The organism is Massilia sp. DWR3-1-1 (assembly GCF_049898325.1).
Lineage (GTDB): Bacteria > Pseudomonadota > Gammaproteobacteria > Burkholderiales > Burkholderiaceae_D > JAFCUW01.
Genome location: NZ_JAFCXL010000004.1, coordinates 1 through 15,229, shown reverse-complemented (window position 1 = coordinate 15,229; position 15,229 = coordinate 1). Strand labels below are relative to the sequence as shown.

Here is a 15,229-nt window from a genome sequence, read left to right as displayed (position 1 = left end):
TCGCGCTCATCGGTGCTGGTCCGCCCCCAGCAGGGCCAGCAGGCCGGCTTCGTCGAGGATGGCCAGGCCCAGCGTTTCGGCCTTGGCCAGCTTGCTGCCCGCTTCGGCGCCGGCCACCACCCAGGCGGTTTTTTTCGACACGGAGCCCGACACCTTGCCGCCGGCCGCCTCGATCAGCGCCGCCGCGGCATCGCGGCTGAGCGTTGGCAAGGTGCCCGTGAGGACCAGCGTCTTGCCGGCCAGCGCGCCGGCCGGGCGCGTCATGACATGCTCGCCTTCGGCCCAGCGCAGCGCGGTGCGCAGGCGCCCGACCAGCGCCAGGTTGACCGGATCGGTGAGAAACTCGGTGATCGAGCGCGCCACCACGGGGCCGACGTCGTCCACTTCCAGCAGTTGCAGACCACCCGCGAAGGCGGCCGCATGCAGCAGGGCGTCTAGGTTGCCGAAGTGCTGGGCCAGCGCCTTGGCGGTCGACTCGCCCACGTTGCGGATGCCCAGCGCGTAGATGAAGCGGGCCAGCGTGGTGTCCTTGGATTTTTCCAGCGCGTCGATGACGTTCTGGGCCGACCTGGCGGCCATCCGGTCCAGCCCCGCCAGCTTGTGCTGGTCGAGCGCGTAGAGGTCGGCGGCGGTGTCGATCAGGCCCTTGTCGACCAGTTGCTCGATGAGCTGGTCGCCCAGGCCCTCGACGTCGATGGCGCGGCGCGACACGAAATGCATCAGGCCACCCTTCTTCTGGGCGCCGCAATGGGTCCAGCCGCCCGAACAGCGCGCGATCGCCTCGTCTTCCAGGCGGACGATGGCCGAGCCACACACGGGGCACAGCGTGGGCATGACGAATTCGCGCGCATCGGCGGGGCGACGCTCGGGCACGAAGCTGACCACCTCGGGGATGACGTCGCCGGCGCGCCGCACGATGACGGTGTCGCCGATGCGGATGTCCTTGCGGCGCACTTCGCCCTCGTTGTGCAAGGTGGCGTTTTCCACCGTCACGCCGCCGACGAACACGGGCGCGAGCCGCGCCACCGGGGTGATCGCGCCCGTGCGGCCCACCTGCACGCCGATGTCGCGCACTTGCGTCAACGCTTCCTCGGCGGGGAATTTATGGGCCATCGCAAAGCGCGGCGCGCGCGCGACGAAGCCGAGCGCGCGCTGGTCTTCCAGCCGGTCGACCTTGTACACCAGGCCATCGATCTCGTAAGGCAGGCGGGAACGACGCTGGCCCACTTTGAGGAAGTAGTCGAGCAGGCCGGCCGCGCCGGCCACGCGCGCACGCTCATCCGACACGGGCAAGCCCAGCGTTTCAAACCAGTCCAGCAAGGCCGAATGGGCGTCCGGCATGGGCATGCCTTCGAGCGCGCCAATGCCGTAGCTGTAAAAGCGCAGCTTGCGGCTGGCGGTGATGCGCGAGTCGAGCTGGCGCAGGCTGCCGGCGGCGGCGTTGCGGGGGTTGACGAACTCGCGCAGGCCCGCCTCGCGCTGGCGCGCGTTGAGGGCGGCAAATTCGGCCTTGAGCATGAGCACTTCGCCACGCACTTCCAGCACGGCGGGAAGCTGGTGCGCCTGGCCGTGCAGGCGCAGCGGGATGTTGCGCACCGTGCGGATATTGACGGTGACGTCCTCGCCCGTGCTGCCGTCGCCGCGCGTGGCGGCCTGCACGAACAGGCCGTTTTCGTAGCGCAGGCTGATGGCCAGGCCGTCGTATTTGAGTTCGGCCGTGTAGCTCACCTCGTCCACGCCCAGGCCCTCGCGCACGCGCCGGTCGAAGTTGTCGACGTCCTCGCTGCTGAAGGCGTTATTGAGCGAGAGCATCGGCACCGTGTGGGTGACCTGCCTGAACTCGGGGATCGGCGCGCCGCCCACGCGCAAGGTGGGCGAATCGCTGGCGACGGCCGCCGGATGGGCCGCTTCGAGTGCCTGCAGTTCGGCGAACAGGCGGTCGTACTCGGCGTCAGGGATGGTGGGAGCATCCTTGACGTGGTAATTGTAGCTGTGTCGATTCAGTTCGGCCGTCAGCGCGACGATGCGCGCCAGATCGGCCGCGGCTGACGATGCATCAGGGGTAACGCTCACGCGGCCCCCTTAGCTGAACAGGCGCAACGCGCGGGTCGAGCCGGCCGGAATGTCCGCGGCCGCCATCTCTTCGTAGAACTCGAGCACCTGGCCGTTGATCTCGGCCAGGGTGGCGTCCAGCAGGGGCTGGCCGCTGTCGTCGACGATGCTGGCGTCGAGCCGGCCGACCATCGCGCGCGCGCAGCCGACCATGGCGCCGAAGCCGTCGCGCTCGGGGGCGACCACGGGCACGTCGAGCAGCAAGGTCAGGTGCGAGGTGGTGTCGGCGCCCAGGGTGACGTTGGTGCTGAGGGTGAACAGCACGCCGCCGTCGCCGTCGGGCATGGCGAAACGGCCGTCCGGACGCACATCGAAGCCCTGTTTTTCCAGCGCGCCGATGAGGGTGGCGATCGACCAGGGGGCGCCATTCGACATCAGGTTCACGCCCAGCTGGGCATCGTGGCCGGCGACGAATTTGTGCAAGGTGCGGGCGTCGCCCATCACTTCGATCATGTCGGGAATTTCCGGCTCGGCGCCGATCTCGTCGGCCAGCGCGCGCAGGCGCGTCACCAGTTCCGAGTATTCGAGTTCATTGAGGGCGGTGGTGCGGCTGGCCATCTGCACGCCGGCCTGCAAGGTGGTGTAGACGCCGCCATGGACGACCGCTTCCCACTCGCCGCTGACGGCCAGGCCGATGTAGTGGATCGGCTTGTTGCCCACGTGGCGCAGGGTGTGCAGCACGGGCAGCAGCTTGTCGCCGCGCAGGGCCGCTTCCAGTGCCAGCGGGATCAGGCAGTCGATCAGCGGGTCGACCAGGCTGGTGGCGCCGTCGTCGCGGGCGGCCTGCTCGTCGGCGCGCACGGTCGGTGGACCGGGATCGGGGGCGCCGGCGGCGCCTCCGTACGGATGCAGGGCCGGCTCGGCGCGCACGGCGGCGCCGCCGTCGAGGGTCGGCTCGGCACGCACGCTGTTGCGCGCGGGGGCGGCGGCGACGGGCGCGGCCACGGGAGCGGCCTCGTCGGCGTGGCCGCCGGCGCCCATCAACACGTCGTCGTGCTCGGCGCCGAAGGCCCGTTCGACGCTTTTACGCGCCTTGTGCTCCTGCCACTTGTTGTAGGCGAAAACCGCGCCGACAAATACCACGGCGCCGCCAATGAGGCTCATTTGAAGTTCGGTCATCCTGCGTACGCCTCGGTCGTGATCGCCTTGCGCGCATCGGGCGCGGCAAGCTTGAAATATCCCGGCATGGGCGAGCTCCTTTTTGTTTATTCTGTTATCGGTTCGTCGGTGCTGCGTTTATATGCCCGAGGGTAACACGCGGCGGCCGCGGCACGCGTCCATCACGCCGCAAGGCGCCGGCCAGGCCGGGCAAAATCGCCATCATGATACCAATATCAGTGTGCGTACGCCATGCGGGCCGACTAAAATCTGTCCGCCGCCGCCTGAAACGCTCAGGCCGCATGCGCCGGCTCGGCAAAGCCGGCCGCCACTTCCATGTCGACCGCCACGATGCGCGAGACGCCCTGCTCCTGCATGGTCACGCCGATGAGCTGGTTGGCCATCTCCATGGCGATCTTGTTATGCGAAATGAACAGGAACTGGGTGTGTTCCGACATCCGCTTGACCATCCGGCAAAAGCGCTCCGTGTTGGCGTCGTCGAGGGGCGCGTCGACCTCGTCGAGCAGGCAGAACGGCGCCGGATTCAGGCGGAACATGGAAAACACCAGCGCGGTGGCGGTCAAGGCCTTCTCGCCGCCCGACAGCAGGTGGATGGTGGCGTTCTTCTTGCCCGGCGGCTGGGCCATCACCTGCACGCCGGCGTCGAGGATTTCATCGCCCGTCATCACCAGCCGGGCATTGCCGCCGCCGAACAGGATCGGGAACAGCTCGGAAAAATGCAGGTTGACCTGGTCGAAGGTCGCCTGCAGCAGCTCGCGCGTTTCCTTGTCGATGCGGGCGATGGCGTCTTCGAGCGTGTCGATGGCCTCGGTCAGGTCGGCATTTTGCGCGTCCAGAAAATGCTTGCGCTCGGACGCCTGCGCCAGCTCGTCGAGCGCGGCCAGGTTGACCGCCCCCAGCGCGGCGATGGCAGTGCCCAGCCGCGTGACGTCCCCTTGCAGCAGCGACGGGCGCATCTCCGGCTCAAGCTTGCGCGCCAGATCGGCCTCGTCGGCCGCCACCGCCTGCAAGGCTTCGGTGAACTGTTCCTGGTTCAGGCGCGCCGCCTGTTCCTTCAGCTGCATTTCCGAGATCTTCTCGCGCTGCGGCTGCAGGCCCCGTTCGGCCGTCATGCGCGCCTCCTCGGCCTGGCGCAGTTGCAGGGTGATCTGGTCGAGTTCATGGCGGGCGTTGGCCAGCGCCACCTCCTGCTCGCTGCGGCGCTCGAGCAGCGCCTGCAAGCCGTCGGCGGCGGCGCCCGACTCGAGCGCTTCGAGCTCCTGCTGGCCGTGCGCCAGCGCGTCGCTCACCTGGTCCGCCTGTGCGCTGGCAGTTGCCAGGGTGCGGCGCAACTCGTCGATCTTGTTCTTCTGCGATTTTTCGGCGAACTGCGCTTCCTGCGCCGCCCGTTCCAGTTCGCGCAGGCGCTCGCGCGCGCGCGCCAGCGCCTGTTCCTGGTCGAGGAAGGCGCTTTGGCGCTCCTCGTGGGCGCCCTGCAGCTCGGCCAGCGCCAGGTCGAGCTCCTCGAATGCCGCTTCCGCTTCCAGCCGCAGCATCTGCTGCTCTTGTTCCTGGGCGCCGATTTCGGCCAGGTCGGCGCCGATCTGCGTGCTGCGCTGGTTGAAGCGGGCCTCCACCTCGGACTGGCGCACCACCTCGAGCTGGAGCGCGTGCACCGACTGTGTCAGGGTGCCGATGCGCTGGCGGGCATCCTGCAGGCGCCGTCCCAGCTCGCTGGCGCGGGCGTCGGCCGCCACCTGGCGCGAGCGCGCCTGGTCGGCCAGCATGGTCTGGGCACGCAACTGGCGGCCCGTGTTGTCGATCTCCTGCTGGCGCGCCAGCATGCCGTCGTGCTCGGCGTCGGCGGCATAAAAGCGCACGCTGGCACTGCTGATCAGGTGGCCCTGGCGGGTGACGAACACGCCGCCGGGCGGCAAGGCGGCGCGCCCGGCCAGGGCGGCGGCGGCATCGTCGGCGATGAACACGCCGTGCAGCCAGTCTTGCAGCACGCCCCGCAAGTGGGTGTCATTGATGCGAAGGATTGCATAAAACGGCGACAGGCCGGGCGTCGGCGTTTGCTCTGCCGGCTGGGCGCGCGGCAGCGCCGGCGCGTACAGCGCCAGCCTGGCCGGCGGGGCGTCGGCAAAGAAGGCGCGCGCCCAGTCCAGGTTCGACACTTCCAGCGCCCCCGTGCGCTCGCGCAGCACCGCTTCGAGCGCCGTCTCCCAGCCGTCCTGCACCTGCAGCTTTTGCCACAGCCGGGGCAGCGCTTCGAGCTCGTGCTTTTTCAGCCACGGCTGCACCTTGCCCTCGGTTTGCACCCGCTCCTGCATCTGGCGCATGGCGTTCAGGCGCGCTTCGAGCTGGGCGTTGGCGGCCGATTCCTGGTTGACCTGCGCCTGCGCGGCCACCCGTTCGGCTTCCGCCGCGCCTTGCTGCTCGAGCGCCTGCTCGAGCAGCATGGCCTGCTCTTCGAGCTGCTGCTGCTTTTCTTCCAGTTGCAGGCGCAGGTTCTGCAGCTGAGACGAATCGGGCAGGTGGAGGGCGTTTTTTTCCTGTTGCAGCCGCTCGCGGCGGCTGACCAGCCCGTTGATGATCTGCGCGGCATGGCGCTGACCGCTGGCCGACAGTTCGATTTTCTGCTGCGCCTGCAGGATGGCCGTGCGCGAATCGAGGCTGGCCTGCTGGGCGGCGCGCCAGGCGGCGTCGAGCGCCGGCAAGGCCTCGCCCTGTTCTTCGGCGGCGATCTGCGATTGCTCGACGCGGGCGCCGAGCTCCTCGACCAGGTAATCGGCTTCTTCCAGCTGGGCGCCGGCATCCTGGGCCTGGGCCTGCCACTGCCTGCGCTGGGCGTCCAGCGCCGCCAGTTGCTGCTGCAGGCGCGCGCGCGACTCGAGCACAAACTTGATCTGCGCCTCCAGTGCGCCGATCTCGGTATTGGTCTGGTACAGGTGGCCCTGGGCCTGGTGCAGGCGGTCGCCCACGGCAAAATGGGCCTGGCGCATGTGTTCAAGCTCGAGCTCGACGTGGCGCAAGCCGGCCGTCTGCCCTTCCAGCGCCGTCTGCGCCGCTTCCATCTCGCGGAACTGGCGCTGCTGCTCGGCCTGCGCCTCGTTCTTGCGCAGCAGCCACAGCAGCTTCTGCTTTTCTTCCTGCTCGGCCTGCAGATTCTGGAAGCGCGTCGCCACCACCGCCTGCGCTTCGAGCTTTTCCAGGTTGGCGTTCAGTTCGCGCAGGATGTCTTCCACCCGCAGCAGGTTTTCGCGCGTGTCGCCCAGCCGGTTTTCCGTCTCGCGGCGGCGCTCCTTGTACTTCGACACGCCGGCCGCCTCTTCCAGGAACACGCGCAGCTCTTCCGGGCGCGACTCGATGATGCGTGAAATCATGCCCTGGCCGATGATGGCGTAGGCGCGCGGCCCCAGCCCCGTGCCGAGGAAAATATCCTGGATGTCGCGCCGGCGCACCGGCTGGCCATTGATATAGTAGGTCGAGGTGCCGTCGCGCGTGAGCGTGCGCTTGACGGCGATCTCGGCGTACACGCCCCACTGGCCGGCCGCCTTGCCGGCCTGGTTGTCGAACACCAGTTCGACCGAGGCGCGGCCGGCCGGCTTGCGGTGGGTGGAGCCGTTGAAGATGACGTCCTGCATCGATTCGCCCCGTAACTCCGACGCTTTCGACTCGCCCAGCACCCAGCGCACCGCGTCGATGATGTTCGACTTGCCGCAGCCGTTCGGCCCGACCACGCCAACGAGCTGACCCGGTACCTGGAAGTTGGTGGGATCGACGAACGATTTGAATCCGGACAGCTTGATGGAAGAAAGGCGCAACGCTCAGGAACTCCAGTGGCGGGTTGATATCGGGGGGACGAACATCGGCCGATCATACCATCTGCGGCAGCGAAAAAGCAGGGGGTCAGCCCGTGCATCCCGCGCCCGCCTGGCGCCGTTGGCGCCGCCCGGCGGCATTTCGTCGCACGGGCCGCCGGCGCTGGCGATGCCGGCCTACAGTGAGGCATCCCAACCGTTCCCCGGAGCCACCATGAAAGCGACCGCCCTCCTGCTCACCCTTGCCAGCCTGCTCGGCCTGCCCGCCCACGCCGCCGACCTGCGCATCCACGTCGACGACGTCAGGAGCGGCGCCGGCCAGATCATGGTTGCCCTGTACGACAGCGAAGGCCGCTTCATGAAGCAGGCCCTGCACAGCGCCAGCGTGGCCGCCGTGCAAGGCAGCACCACCGTCGACTTCAAGGACCTGCCAGCGGGCGAGTACGCGTTCGCCGTGGTGCACGACGCCAACGCCAACGGCAAGATGGACCGCAACTTCATGGGCGTGCCCAGCGAAGACTACGCCTTCAGCAACAATGCGCTGGGCAAGATGGGACCGGCCGCCTATGCCGACGCCCGCTTCTCCCTGCCCGCCGGCGGCGCCGCCGTGCGCGTGAGCCTGCGTTAAATCCCCGATCACTGCCAGGAGCCCCCATGTCACGCCGCCATTTTCTCAGCACTCTCGCCCTGCTGCCCGCCACCGCCCTGGCCGACAGCAACACCGCCCGCCTGTTCCACGCGGCCCTTGCGCGCGATCCCAGCCTGGTGGTGGTCGCCGACACCCGCGCCAGCCAGGCCGGCAGCGCGCGGGTGTCGGGCCGCCTGCCGGCCGACCTGCACGGCCAGTTCTATCGCAACGGCCCCGGCCGCATGGAACTGGGCGGCGAGCGCTACCACCACTGGTTCGACGGCGACGGCTTCGCCCAGTGCTGGCGCATCGGCGACGGCAAGGTGGCCCACCAGGGCTGCTTCGTCGCCACCCAGAAGTTCACCGAGGAAAGTGCGGCCGGCCAGTTCCTGTATCCCGCCTTCGGCACCCACATCGACCGGCGCGCCGTCAAGAACAACGACACCATGAACGCCGCCAACACCAACCTGCTGCCCTTCGCCGGCAAACTGTACGCGCTGTGGGAAGGCGGCTCGGCGGTCGAACTGGCGCCGGCCACCCTGGCCACCGTCGGCCTCAAGACCTGGCGCGAGGACCTGCGCGCGATGCCGTTCTCGGCGCACCCGAAAATCGACCAGGACGGCAGCCTGTGGAATTTCGGCGCCCTGCCCGGCGCCGACCGCCTGGCGCTGTACCAGGTGGGCGCCGATGGCGCACTGCGGCGCGCAGCCGCGGTCGATGTGCCCCAACTGGCGATGGTGCACGACTTCGCCATCAGCGAGCGCCACCTGGTATTCCTGGTGGCGCCGTACGACTTCTCGTCCGACCCCACGCGCAGCTTTGCCGAGCGCCACCAGTGGAACCCGGCGCGGCCCCTGCGCGCCATCGTCATCGCCAAGTCCAGCCTGGCCGTCGTCAGGACGTTCGAGTTGCCACCTCGCAGCGTATTTCACTTCGGCAATGCCTACGACGACGGCCGCCAACTGCGCTTCGATGCAATTTTGCACCAGGGCGACGCCATCGCCGCCGTCGGCCAGGTAATGGCGGGGCAGCGGCCAGCGGCGGGGCGTGCCGCCACCACCGCCATCAGCCTCGACCTCGACAGCGGCGCCGTCCACGAAGCGGTGCTGCTGGCCGGGGGCGAATTTCCCCGCGTGATGCCGCAGGTGGTGGGGCGGCGCCACCGGCGCCTGGCGGTGGTGTCGAGTTCACCCGGGCAGACCGTCCTCGACACCGTCAACCTCGTCGACACGGACCAGGGCCGCGCCGACAGCTTCACCTTCGACGCCGGCTGGGTGGCCGAAGAACACCTGCTGCTGCCGCGCCGCAACGCCCGCCACGAGCGCGACGGCTACCTGGTCGGGGTGGTGCAGGACACCGTTCGCGCCGTCAGCGCCCTGACGGTGTTCGATTGCGCGCGCATCGCCGACGGCCCCGTCGCCATGGCCCGGCTGGCCTATCGCACGCCGCACTGTTTCCATGGTAATTTCCTGCCCACATGATCTTCCGGAACAACACCATGGCTTCTTCTCCCGTCCCGCCGCGCGCCAGCCACCCGCTCGAGCTCATTGCCGTGTTTCGGCGCTGGCCCCAGTCGCGCTGGCGCGATACGCTCTACACGGTGATCTGGAGTTCAATGATCGGCGTTGTGCTGGCCGTTATCCAGGCCGTGTTTCGTAACAGCGGCTCGATGGTCGATTTCCTGCTGCCGATGGTGGTGGTGTCGAACGTGGTCGGCGCCCTCGTTCACGGCGGCCTGGTCGGTGCGGACGTGCTGCTGCGCGGCTGGCCCCGGCGCCAGGCGGGCGCGGTGCGCCTGGTCTACTACCTGGCCCTCGTGTCGCTGCTGGTGGTGGCCGGCATCGCCAGCGGCAACGCCCTGCTGCAAGGAAATAATCCCCTGCACGTGCTGACGCGCTACGGCACCGTGACGGCCCTGCTGCCGTTCGCCCTGGCCACCGCCGTGCTGATGTTTGTCATCAACGACGCCGGCGAGCGGCGCGCGCGCGCCGCACTGGAGGCCATGCGCCAGCGCGAAGCCATGGCCGAAGCGGCGCAACTGCTGGCCGAAACGCGCCTGCGTGCGCTGCAGGCGCAGATCGAGCCCCATTTTTTGTACAACACCCTGGCCAATGTGCTGGGCCTGATCGACCGCGAGCCGGCGCAGGCGCGCCACATGCTCGAGCGCTTCATCGATTTCCTGCGCGCCAGCCTGCATGCCAGCCGGGCCGAGCACGCCACCGTGGGCGCCGAGCTCGATCTGGCCGCCGCCTACCTGGACGTGCTGACGGTGCGCATGGGCACGCGCCTGCGCTACCGCATCGAGGCCGACGACGCTGCGCGCTCCTGCGCCATCGCTCCCATGCTGTTGCAGCCGCTGGTGGAAAACGCCGTCATGCACGGGCTCGAGCCGAAGATCGAGGGCGGCACCATCGTGCTGCAGGCGCGCCTTGCGCAAGATCTGCTGGTGCTCGAGGTGGGCGACGACGGCGTCGGCATCGGCAACGCGCCGCCGCGCGCCGGCGGCGGGGTCGGCTTGGCCAACCTGAAGGCGCGCTTGCGCAGTTTGCACGGCGCCGGCGCACAAGTACAATTGCTCGACAAGCCAGATGGCGGCGCGCTGGTGCGCCTGCTGCTGCCCACCACCGAGGTCATGCCATCGACACTGCCGCGCACCCCACCGCCCTGATCGCCGACGACGAAGCGCACCTGCGCCACTACCTGGCGGCGCAACTGGCCCACGCCTGGCCCGCGCTGCGCATCGTCGGCCAGGCCGCCAACGGCGTCGAGGCGCTGCGCCTGATCGACGAACTGGCGCCCGATATCGTCTTCCTCGACATCCAGATGCCGGGCCTGACGGGGCTGGACGTGGCGCGGCGCCTGTCGGGCGCCGCGCACGCGCCGCAGATCGTGTTCGTCACCGCCCACGACCATTACGCCGTGGCCGCCTTCGAGCATGCCGCCTGCGATTACCTGCTCAAGCCGGCCAGCGCCGAGCGGCTGGCGCGCACGGTGGCGCGCCTGCAAGCGCAGCGCAGCGCGCCGGCGCGGCCCGATGACCAGGCCGCGGCGCTGCGCGCGCTGCTCGGTACGCTGGGCACGCTGGGCGTGGCGCTGGCGCCGCCGGCACCGGTGGCGCCCCTGCAATGGATCCGCGCCGCCCACGGCGAGCAGACCCGCCTGATCGCCATCGACGACGTCATTTATTTTCAGAGCAACGACAAGTACACCAGCGTCTTCACGGACGACGGCGAAAGCCTGATCCGCACGCCCATGCGCCAGTTACGCGAGCAAGTCGACGAGCAGCGCTTCTGGCAAATTCACCGCAGCACCATCGTGGCGGCCAGGTGCGTGGCGAGCACGCACACGGATTTTCGGGGACGCCTGATGGTGAGCCTGAAGGGCCGCGCCGAGCAGCTCGTGGTGAGCCGCAATTATGCGGAGCTGTTCCGGCAGATGTGACGGTACGGCGCTGCCGCAGCGCTAGGCGGCGGCCGCGGCGGCATCATTGACGGCCAGCGCCGCCGCCAGCGCCTGCGCCACCATGCCGTCCTGCCGCACGATGCGCACGCGGCCGTCGCGCCAGGCCGCCGCCAGCGGCTCGATGCCCAGCGAAAACGCTTCCTTGCGCTCGCCCGTGGAAAAAATGAACAGCGTCCGCAGGGGGCTGATCCAGGCCAGCTTGACGGTGCGGGCGGCGCTGTCGGCCTCGGCAAATTCGAGCCACATGCCCCGCTCGAGGCCGTCGATATCGGCCTGCACCGGGTCCTGTTCGGCAGCTGCCGCCTCGACCAGTTCGGCGGCCGCCTGCGCCTGCTCCTTTTCGACACGGCGCAAGGCGTCCTGCTGGGCCGCCTCGAGCGCCACTTCCAGCTGCCGCTCGGGTGACAGGTCGATGGGTGCGCGCACGATCGAGGCGTGGCATTCGGCCAGTTCGGCAAAAAACTGCAGGCGCTCGGCATCCTGCCATTTAATGATGTCGAGCCATTTATTGAGCGTGGTGAGCAGGCCCGGCAGGCGGGCGATCAGCTGCTTTCTCTGCTCGACGGTGATTTTTGGCTTGACGCTCCAGATCAGGTCATCCATGGTGCGGGTGGCGCTGCCCACCGCGCCCGGCTTTTCCGTCTCGACCGAATAGGCGATCGTCAGCACCGAGGTCCATTTGCGCTGCAGGAACGCTTCGACCACCGTGGCCAGCTGGCCGCCGCCCACCCGCAGGGCGATGGCATTGCGCGCCGACTTGGTCGCCGCACTCACTTTTTCCTGCTTCAGGGCGGCCGCGATGGGCGCGGCGAAGGTGGCGGCAGCCGCCTGCTCCTGCGCCGCCAGCGTGGTTTCCAGCTCGGCCACCGCTTCGGCAAACACGGTGACGGTGGCGTCGCTGTCGCGACCGACCCGCTCGACGCCCCGCTGCATCGCCTGGAACAGGGGATCGTCGGCCGAGCGCTGCTCCCAGCCCATGCGCGACATCAGGTCGATCATGCGGCGCGCGGGGTGGTTGTCCTGGTAAAAGAACTCCTTGTCCAGCAGGGCAGCCTTCAGCACGGGCGCCTGCAGGTACTGGATCAGTTCGCGCGTGGGCTGGGGAATGGCATCGTCGAGATAGACGGTGTCGAAAATGCGCGAGAGCAGGTCGAGCGTGGTGGCGTCACCCCGGTTGAGGGCGCCGGCCGGCATCGCCTGGCGCAGGCGCGGCAAATAAAACACTTGCTGGGCGCCGGCGCCGGTCTCGACCGGTGCTGTTGCCGTCGTCGCCACCGGCGACAGGCCGGGCAGGCGCGCCAGCAGCTCGAGCAGGCTGGCATGGGGCGCCTGCGGCGCGGCGGCAAAGGCGGCATGGTGGTCGGCGCCCGGCGCCAGCGGCGCGCCGGCATGCTCGATGCCCCCGGCCTGCGGGGCAAAGCCGGCGCCGCCCTGGGCTGCCGGATGGTGCCGCGCGTCGTGGGTGCTGGCGACCAGGGAGGGGGCGGCGTGGAACGCGGCGGCGACAGCCGGCCCGGGGTGCGTCGATCCGGCGTGGACGGGGCCGGCATGCATGCTGCCGGCATGCCCGGGGCCGGCGTGGCCCGATCCGGCGTGCAGGGGCCCGGCCTGGAGAGAACCGGTGGACATCGCTCCGGCGTGGATCGACCCTGGGTGGGTCGACCCGGCGTGTATTGATCCTGCATGCGTCGATCCTGCATGCGTCGATCCTGCATGCGTCGATCCTGCGTGCATCGGCGCGGCGTGCGTGGGCGCCGCCTCGAAGCCATCGGCGCCGCTGGGGCGCCAGCCGCCATTGCCCTGCGGCATGGAGGGCAGATCGGGGACCAGTGGCGTGTCGTCGTCGAAGTCGCCGCCGTCGGCAAGGAACTGGCGCAATTGCCGGGCTAGCGCCGCCTTGCTGCCGGCCCGTTCCGCCCTGGCGCGGGCGGCGTTGTCGGTCTTGCGAATGCGCAGCGCCTGGCCGCTGCCCGCCTCCAGCACGCCATTGAGGGCCTCGTACAGGGGCGCGAAATCGGGCGCCACGCCCGGCTTCAACAGGGGCGCGAACAGCGCGTGGGTGTCGGCCTCGGGGGAAAATTCGCACCAGGCCTGGTGCAGCGCCAGCAGCACCAGGTCGGGCCGGAACGGGTTCTGCCCGACCCGCAAGGTGTCGCGTTCGAGCAAAAATCCCAGCCGTACATTGAGGGTCGCCAGCGATTCGGCGCAGGCCGCTTCGAACGGCCGACTGAGGGTGGCGAAGGTGACGCTCAGGTCCATCTCTTCCATCGGCACCAGCGAGAGGGCACCGGCGCTGGCCGCTGCGCCCGGCAGTTGCGGGCGCAGCGCCAGCGCCTCCTTGCGCATGAGGCTGTCGATGGCGGCCCCCGCCAGGTGGATGTAGGCGTAACTTTGAGATTTCAACAAATTGCCCGCGCGCACACGGTGGTACACGGTGGCGGCGTCGATGGCGGGATCGTCGATGGCGAGAAAGGCGGCCGACAGGCGCGTGCACAAGGCCGTCAAGTCCTCGCCCAGGTGCTTGGTGGCGAGCTCGACCAGATTGTTCAATTGTGACTGCACCACCGGAAGCGGGGACGCTTTCGATACAGTTTGCATAATTGAATGAATTGCCATGATTGAAAGCCTCGACCGCGACATGTTCTGCGCTTCTTCTATTGTGGCACAAAATTTCCACATGGCAATCATTTTCACGGTAGCCCTGCCGATTATTTGCGCCGGCGCGCGGGCACGACGGGGCTTGATGAGGCGCAACGGTGCTTTGGGGAATTTATTTACCATGAGCACTTTGCCCCCGAGGAAATCACCATGCCTGCACGCCGCCCGTTTTCGCAGTCCGCCCGGCTCGCCGCCGCCGCCGTCTCCATGCTGGGCCTGGCTGCGGCGATGGCGCTCTGGCTGCTCAAGCTGATCGACAGCCTGGTGCCGGTGGCGCCGGGCGTCAAGGTGGCCGCCGCCCGCCTCGCCGTCGCCGACAGCGCGCGCGAGGTCGTCGTGCTGGGACTGGTCATGGGATCGCTGCTGGCCGTGCTGCTGGTGCGCACGCTGGCCGCTGCCGCCGCCCGCCCGCTCGAGCAGGCCGCGCGCGCCGCGCACCGCCTGCAGCAGGGCGACCTGCGCGTGCCGGACGATGGCGCCGCGCCGCTCGGCGGCGCGCTCGAGACCCTGCGCGCGACCCTGGCGCAACTCGTTGGCGGCGCCCGCGCCAGCGGCGCCGCCATCGGCAGCGGCGCGGCGCGGATCGGCGCCGGCAGCACCGCGCTGTCCGAACGCACGGGGCAGCAGGCCAGCTCGCTCGAGAAAACGGCATCGTCGATGGAACAGATCACCGCCACCGTCAAGCAGAACGCCGATCACGCCCACCAGGCCAGCAAACTGGCGGTGTCGGCCTCGGAAGTGGCCGTCAAGGGCGGCGCCGTGGTGGCCGAGGTGGTGGGCACCATGGCCTCGATCAATGCCTCGTCCAAGCGCATCGCCGAAATCATCGGCGTCATCGACGGCATCGCCTTCCAGACCAATATCCTGGCCCTGAACGCGGCGGTGGAGGCGGCGCGCGCCGGTGAACAGGGGCGCGGCTTTGCCGTGGTGGCGTCCGAGGTGCGCAACCTGGCGCAGCGCTCGGCGGCCGCCGCCCGCGAGATCAAGGTGCTCATCGACGACTCGGTGAGCCAGGTCGACGCCGGCACGCTACTGGCAGACAAGGCCGGCTGCACGATGGAAGAAGTGGTGGCCAGCGTGGCGCGGGTGACGAGCATCATTGCCGAAATCGCCGCCGCCAGCGCCGAGCAGACCACCGGCATCGAACAGGTCAACCAGGCCATCGCCGCGATGGACCAGGCCACCCAGCAAAACGCCGCGCTGGTCGAGCAGGCCGCCAGCGCCGCCGCTGCCCTCGGCCGCGAGGCGGCCGACCTCGATCACCTGCTCGACGCGTTCGGCACCGGCACCCCGCTCGATCAGCGCGCCGCCCGGCCGCCGGCCGGGCAAGCGGTGCGCGCCGCCCTGCCCGTCGCCCCTGCACCGGCCCGGCCCGGCCAGCCGGCGGCGGCCCGGCGCGCCGCCCCGACCCCGGCCCCGGCCGGCGCGCCGGCGATGGCGTGGGCGA

At 69.4% G+C, this 15,229-nt stretch carries 10 protein-coding genes; 6 read left to right on the top strand and 4 right to left on the bottom strand.

Annotated elements, in window-relative coordinates:
- Nucleotides 1–6: 6 nt before the first annotated feature.
- Together ligA and ACP7EY_RS05440 are read right to left on the bottom strand one after the other, a co-directional pair.
- Nucleotides 7–2,073, bottom strand: coding sequence for an NAD-dependent DNA ligase LigA (gene ligA / locus ACP7EY_RS05445; protein WP_426191265.1), 2,067 nt, complete (start codon nt 2,071–2,073; stop codon nt 7–9).
- Between the two features lie 9 nt (nt 2,074–2,082).
- Nucleotides 2,083–3,231, bottom strand: coding sequence for a cell division protein ZipA C-terminal FtsZ-binding domain-containing protein (locus ACP7EY_RS05440; protein WP_426191263.1), 1,149 nt, complete (start codon nt 3,229–3,231; stop codon nt 2,083–2,085).
- Here ACP7EY_RS05440 and ACP7EY_RS05435 point away from each other — a divergent pair.
- Nucleotides 3,217–3,366 carry a hypothetical protein gene (locus ACP7EY_RS05435; RefSeq protein WP_426191685.1) on the top strand — a complete coding sequence of 50 codons (150 nt, stop codon included), beginning with the start codon at nt 3,217–3,219 and terminating at the stop codon, nt 3,364–3,366. The two genes, ACP7EY_RS05440 and ACP7EY_RS05435, sit on opposite strands and share 15 nt — an antisense overlap.
- A gap of 137 nt (nt 3,367–3,503) precedes the next feature.
- Here ACP7EY_RS05435 and smc read toward each other — a convergent pair whose 3' ends face one another.
- Nucleotides 3,504–7,037, bottom strand: a complete 3,534-nt coding sequence (smc, locus tag ACP7EY_RS05430; protein WP_426191261.1) for a chromosome segregation protein SMC — start codon at nt 7,035–7,037, stop codon at nt 3,504–3,506.
- 211 nt (nt 7,038–7,248) lie between these two features.
- On the opposite strand from smc, the gene ACP7EY_RS05425 reads away from it, so the two are divergent.
- Genes ACP7EY_RS05425 through ACP7EY_RS05410 form a run of 4 tightly spaced genes read left to right on the top strand, consistent with a single transcriptional unit; the run spans nt 7,249 to nt 11,103 of the window.
- Nucleotides 7,249–7,662 carry a DUF2141 domain-containing protein gene (locus tag ACP7EY_RS05425; RefSeq protein ID WP_426191259.1) on the top strand — a complete coding sequence of 138 codons (414 nt, stop codon included), beginning with the start codon at nt 7,249–7,251 and terminating at the stop codon, nt 7,660–7,662.
- A gap of 26 nt (nt 7,663–7,688) precedes the next feature.
- Nucleotides 7,689–9,143, top strand: coding sequence for a carotenoid oxygenase family protein (locus ACP7EY_RS05420; protein WP_426191258.1), 1,455 nt, complete (start codon nt 7,689–7,691; stop codon nt 9,141–9,143).
- 17 nt (nt 9,144–9,160) lie between these two features.
- A complete protein-coding gene (locus ACP7EY_RS05415; RefSeq protein ID WP_426191256.1) occupies nt 9,161–10,330 on the top strand; it encodes a sensor histidine kinase in 1,170 nt (389 codons plus the stop codon).
- 20 nt (nt 10,331–10,350) lie between these two features.
- On the top strand, nt 10,351–11,103 hold the full coding sequence (locus tag ACP7EY_RS05410) for a LytR/AlgR family response regulator transcription factor (protein WP_426191675.1): 753 nt from the start codon (nt 10,351–10,353) through the stop codon (nt 11,101–11,103).
- 21 nt (nt 11,104–11,124) lie between these two features.
- On the opposite strand, the gene ACP7EY_RS05405 is transcribed toward ACP7EY_RS05410, so the two are convergent.
- A complete protein-coding gene (locus ACP7EY_RS05405; RefSeq protein ID WP_426191254.1) occupies nt 11,125–13,674 on the bottom strand; it encodes a DUF1631 family protein in 2,550 nt (849 codons plus the stop codon).
- Nucleotides 13,675–13,932: 258 nt separating this feature from the next.
- On the opposite strand from ACP7EY_RS05405, the gene ACP7EY_RS05400 reads away from it, so the two are divergent.
- Nucleotides 13,933–15,229 (top strand): methyl-accepting chemotaxis protein (locus ACP7EY_RS05400; protein ID WP_426191252.1); only part of this gene is annotated, 1,297 nt, incomplete at its 3' end.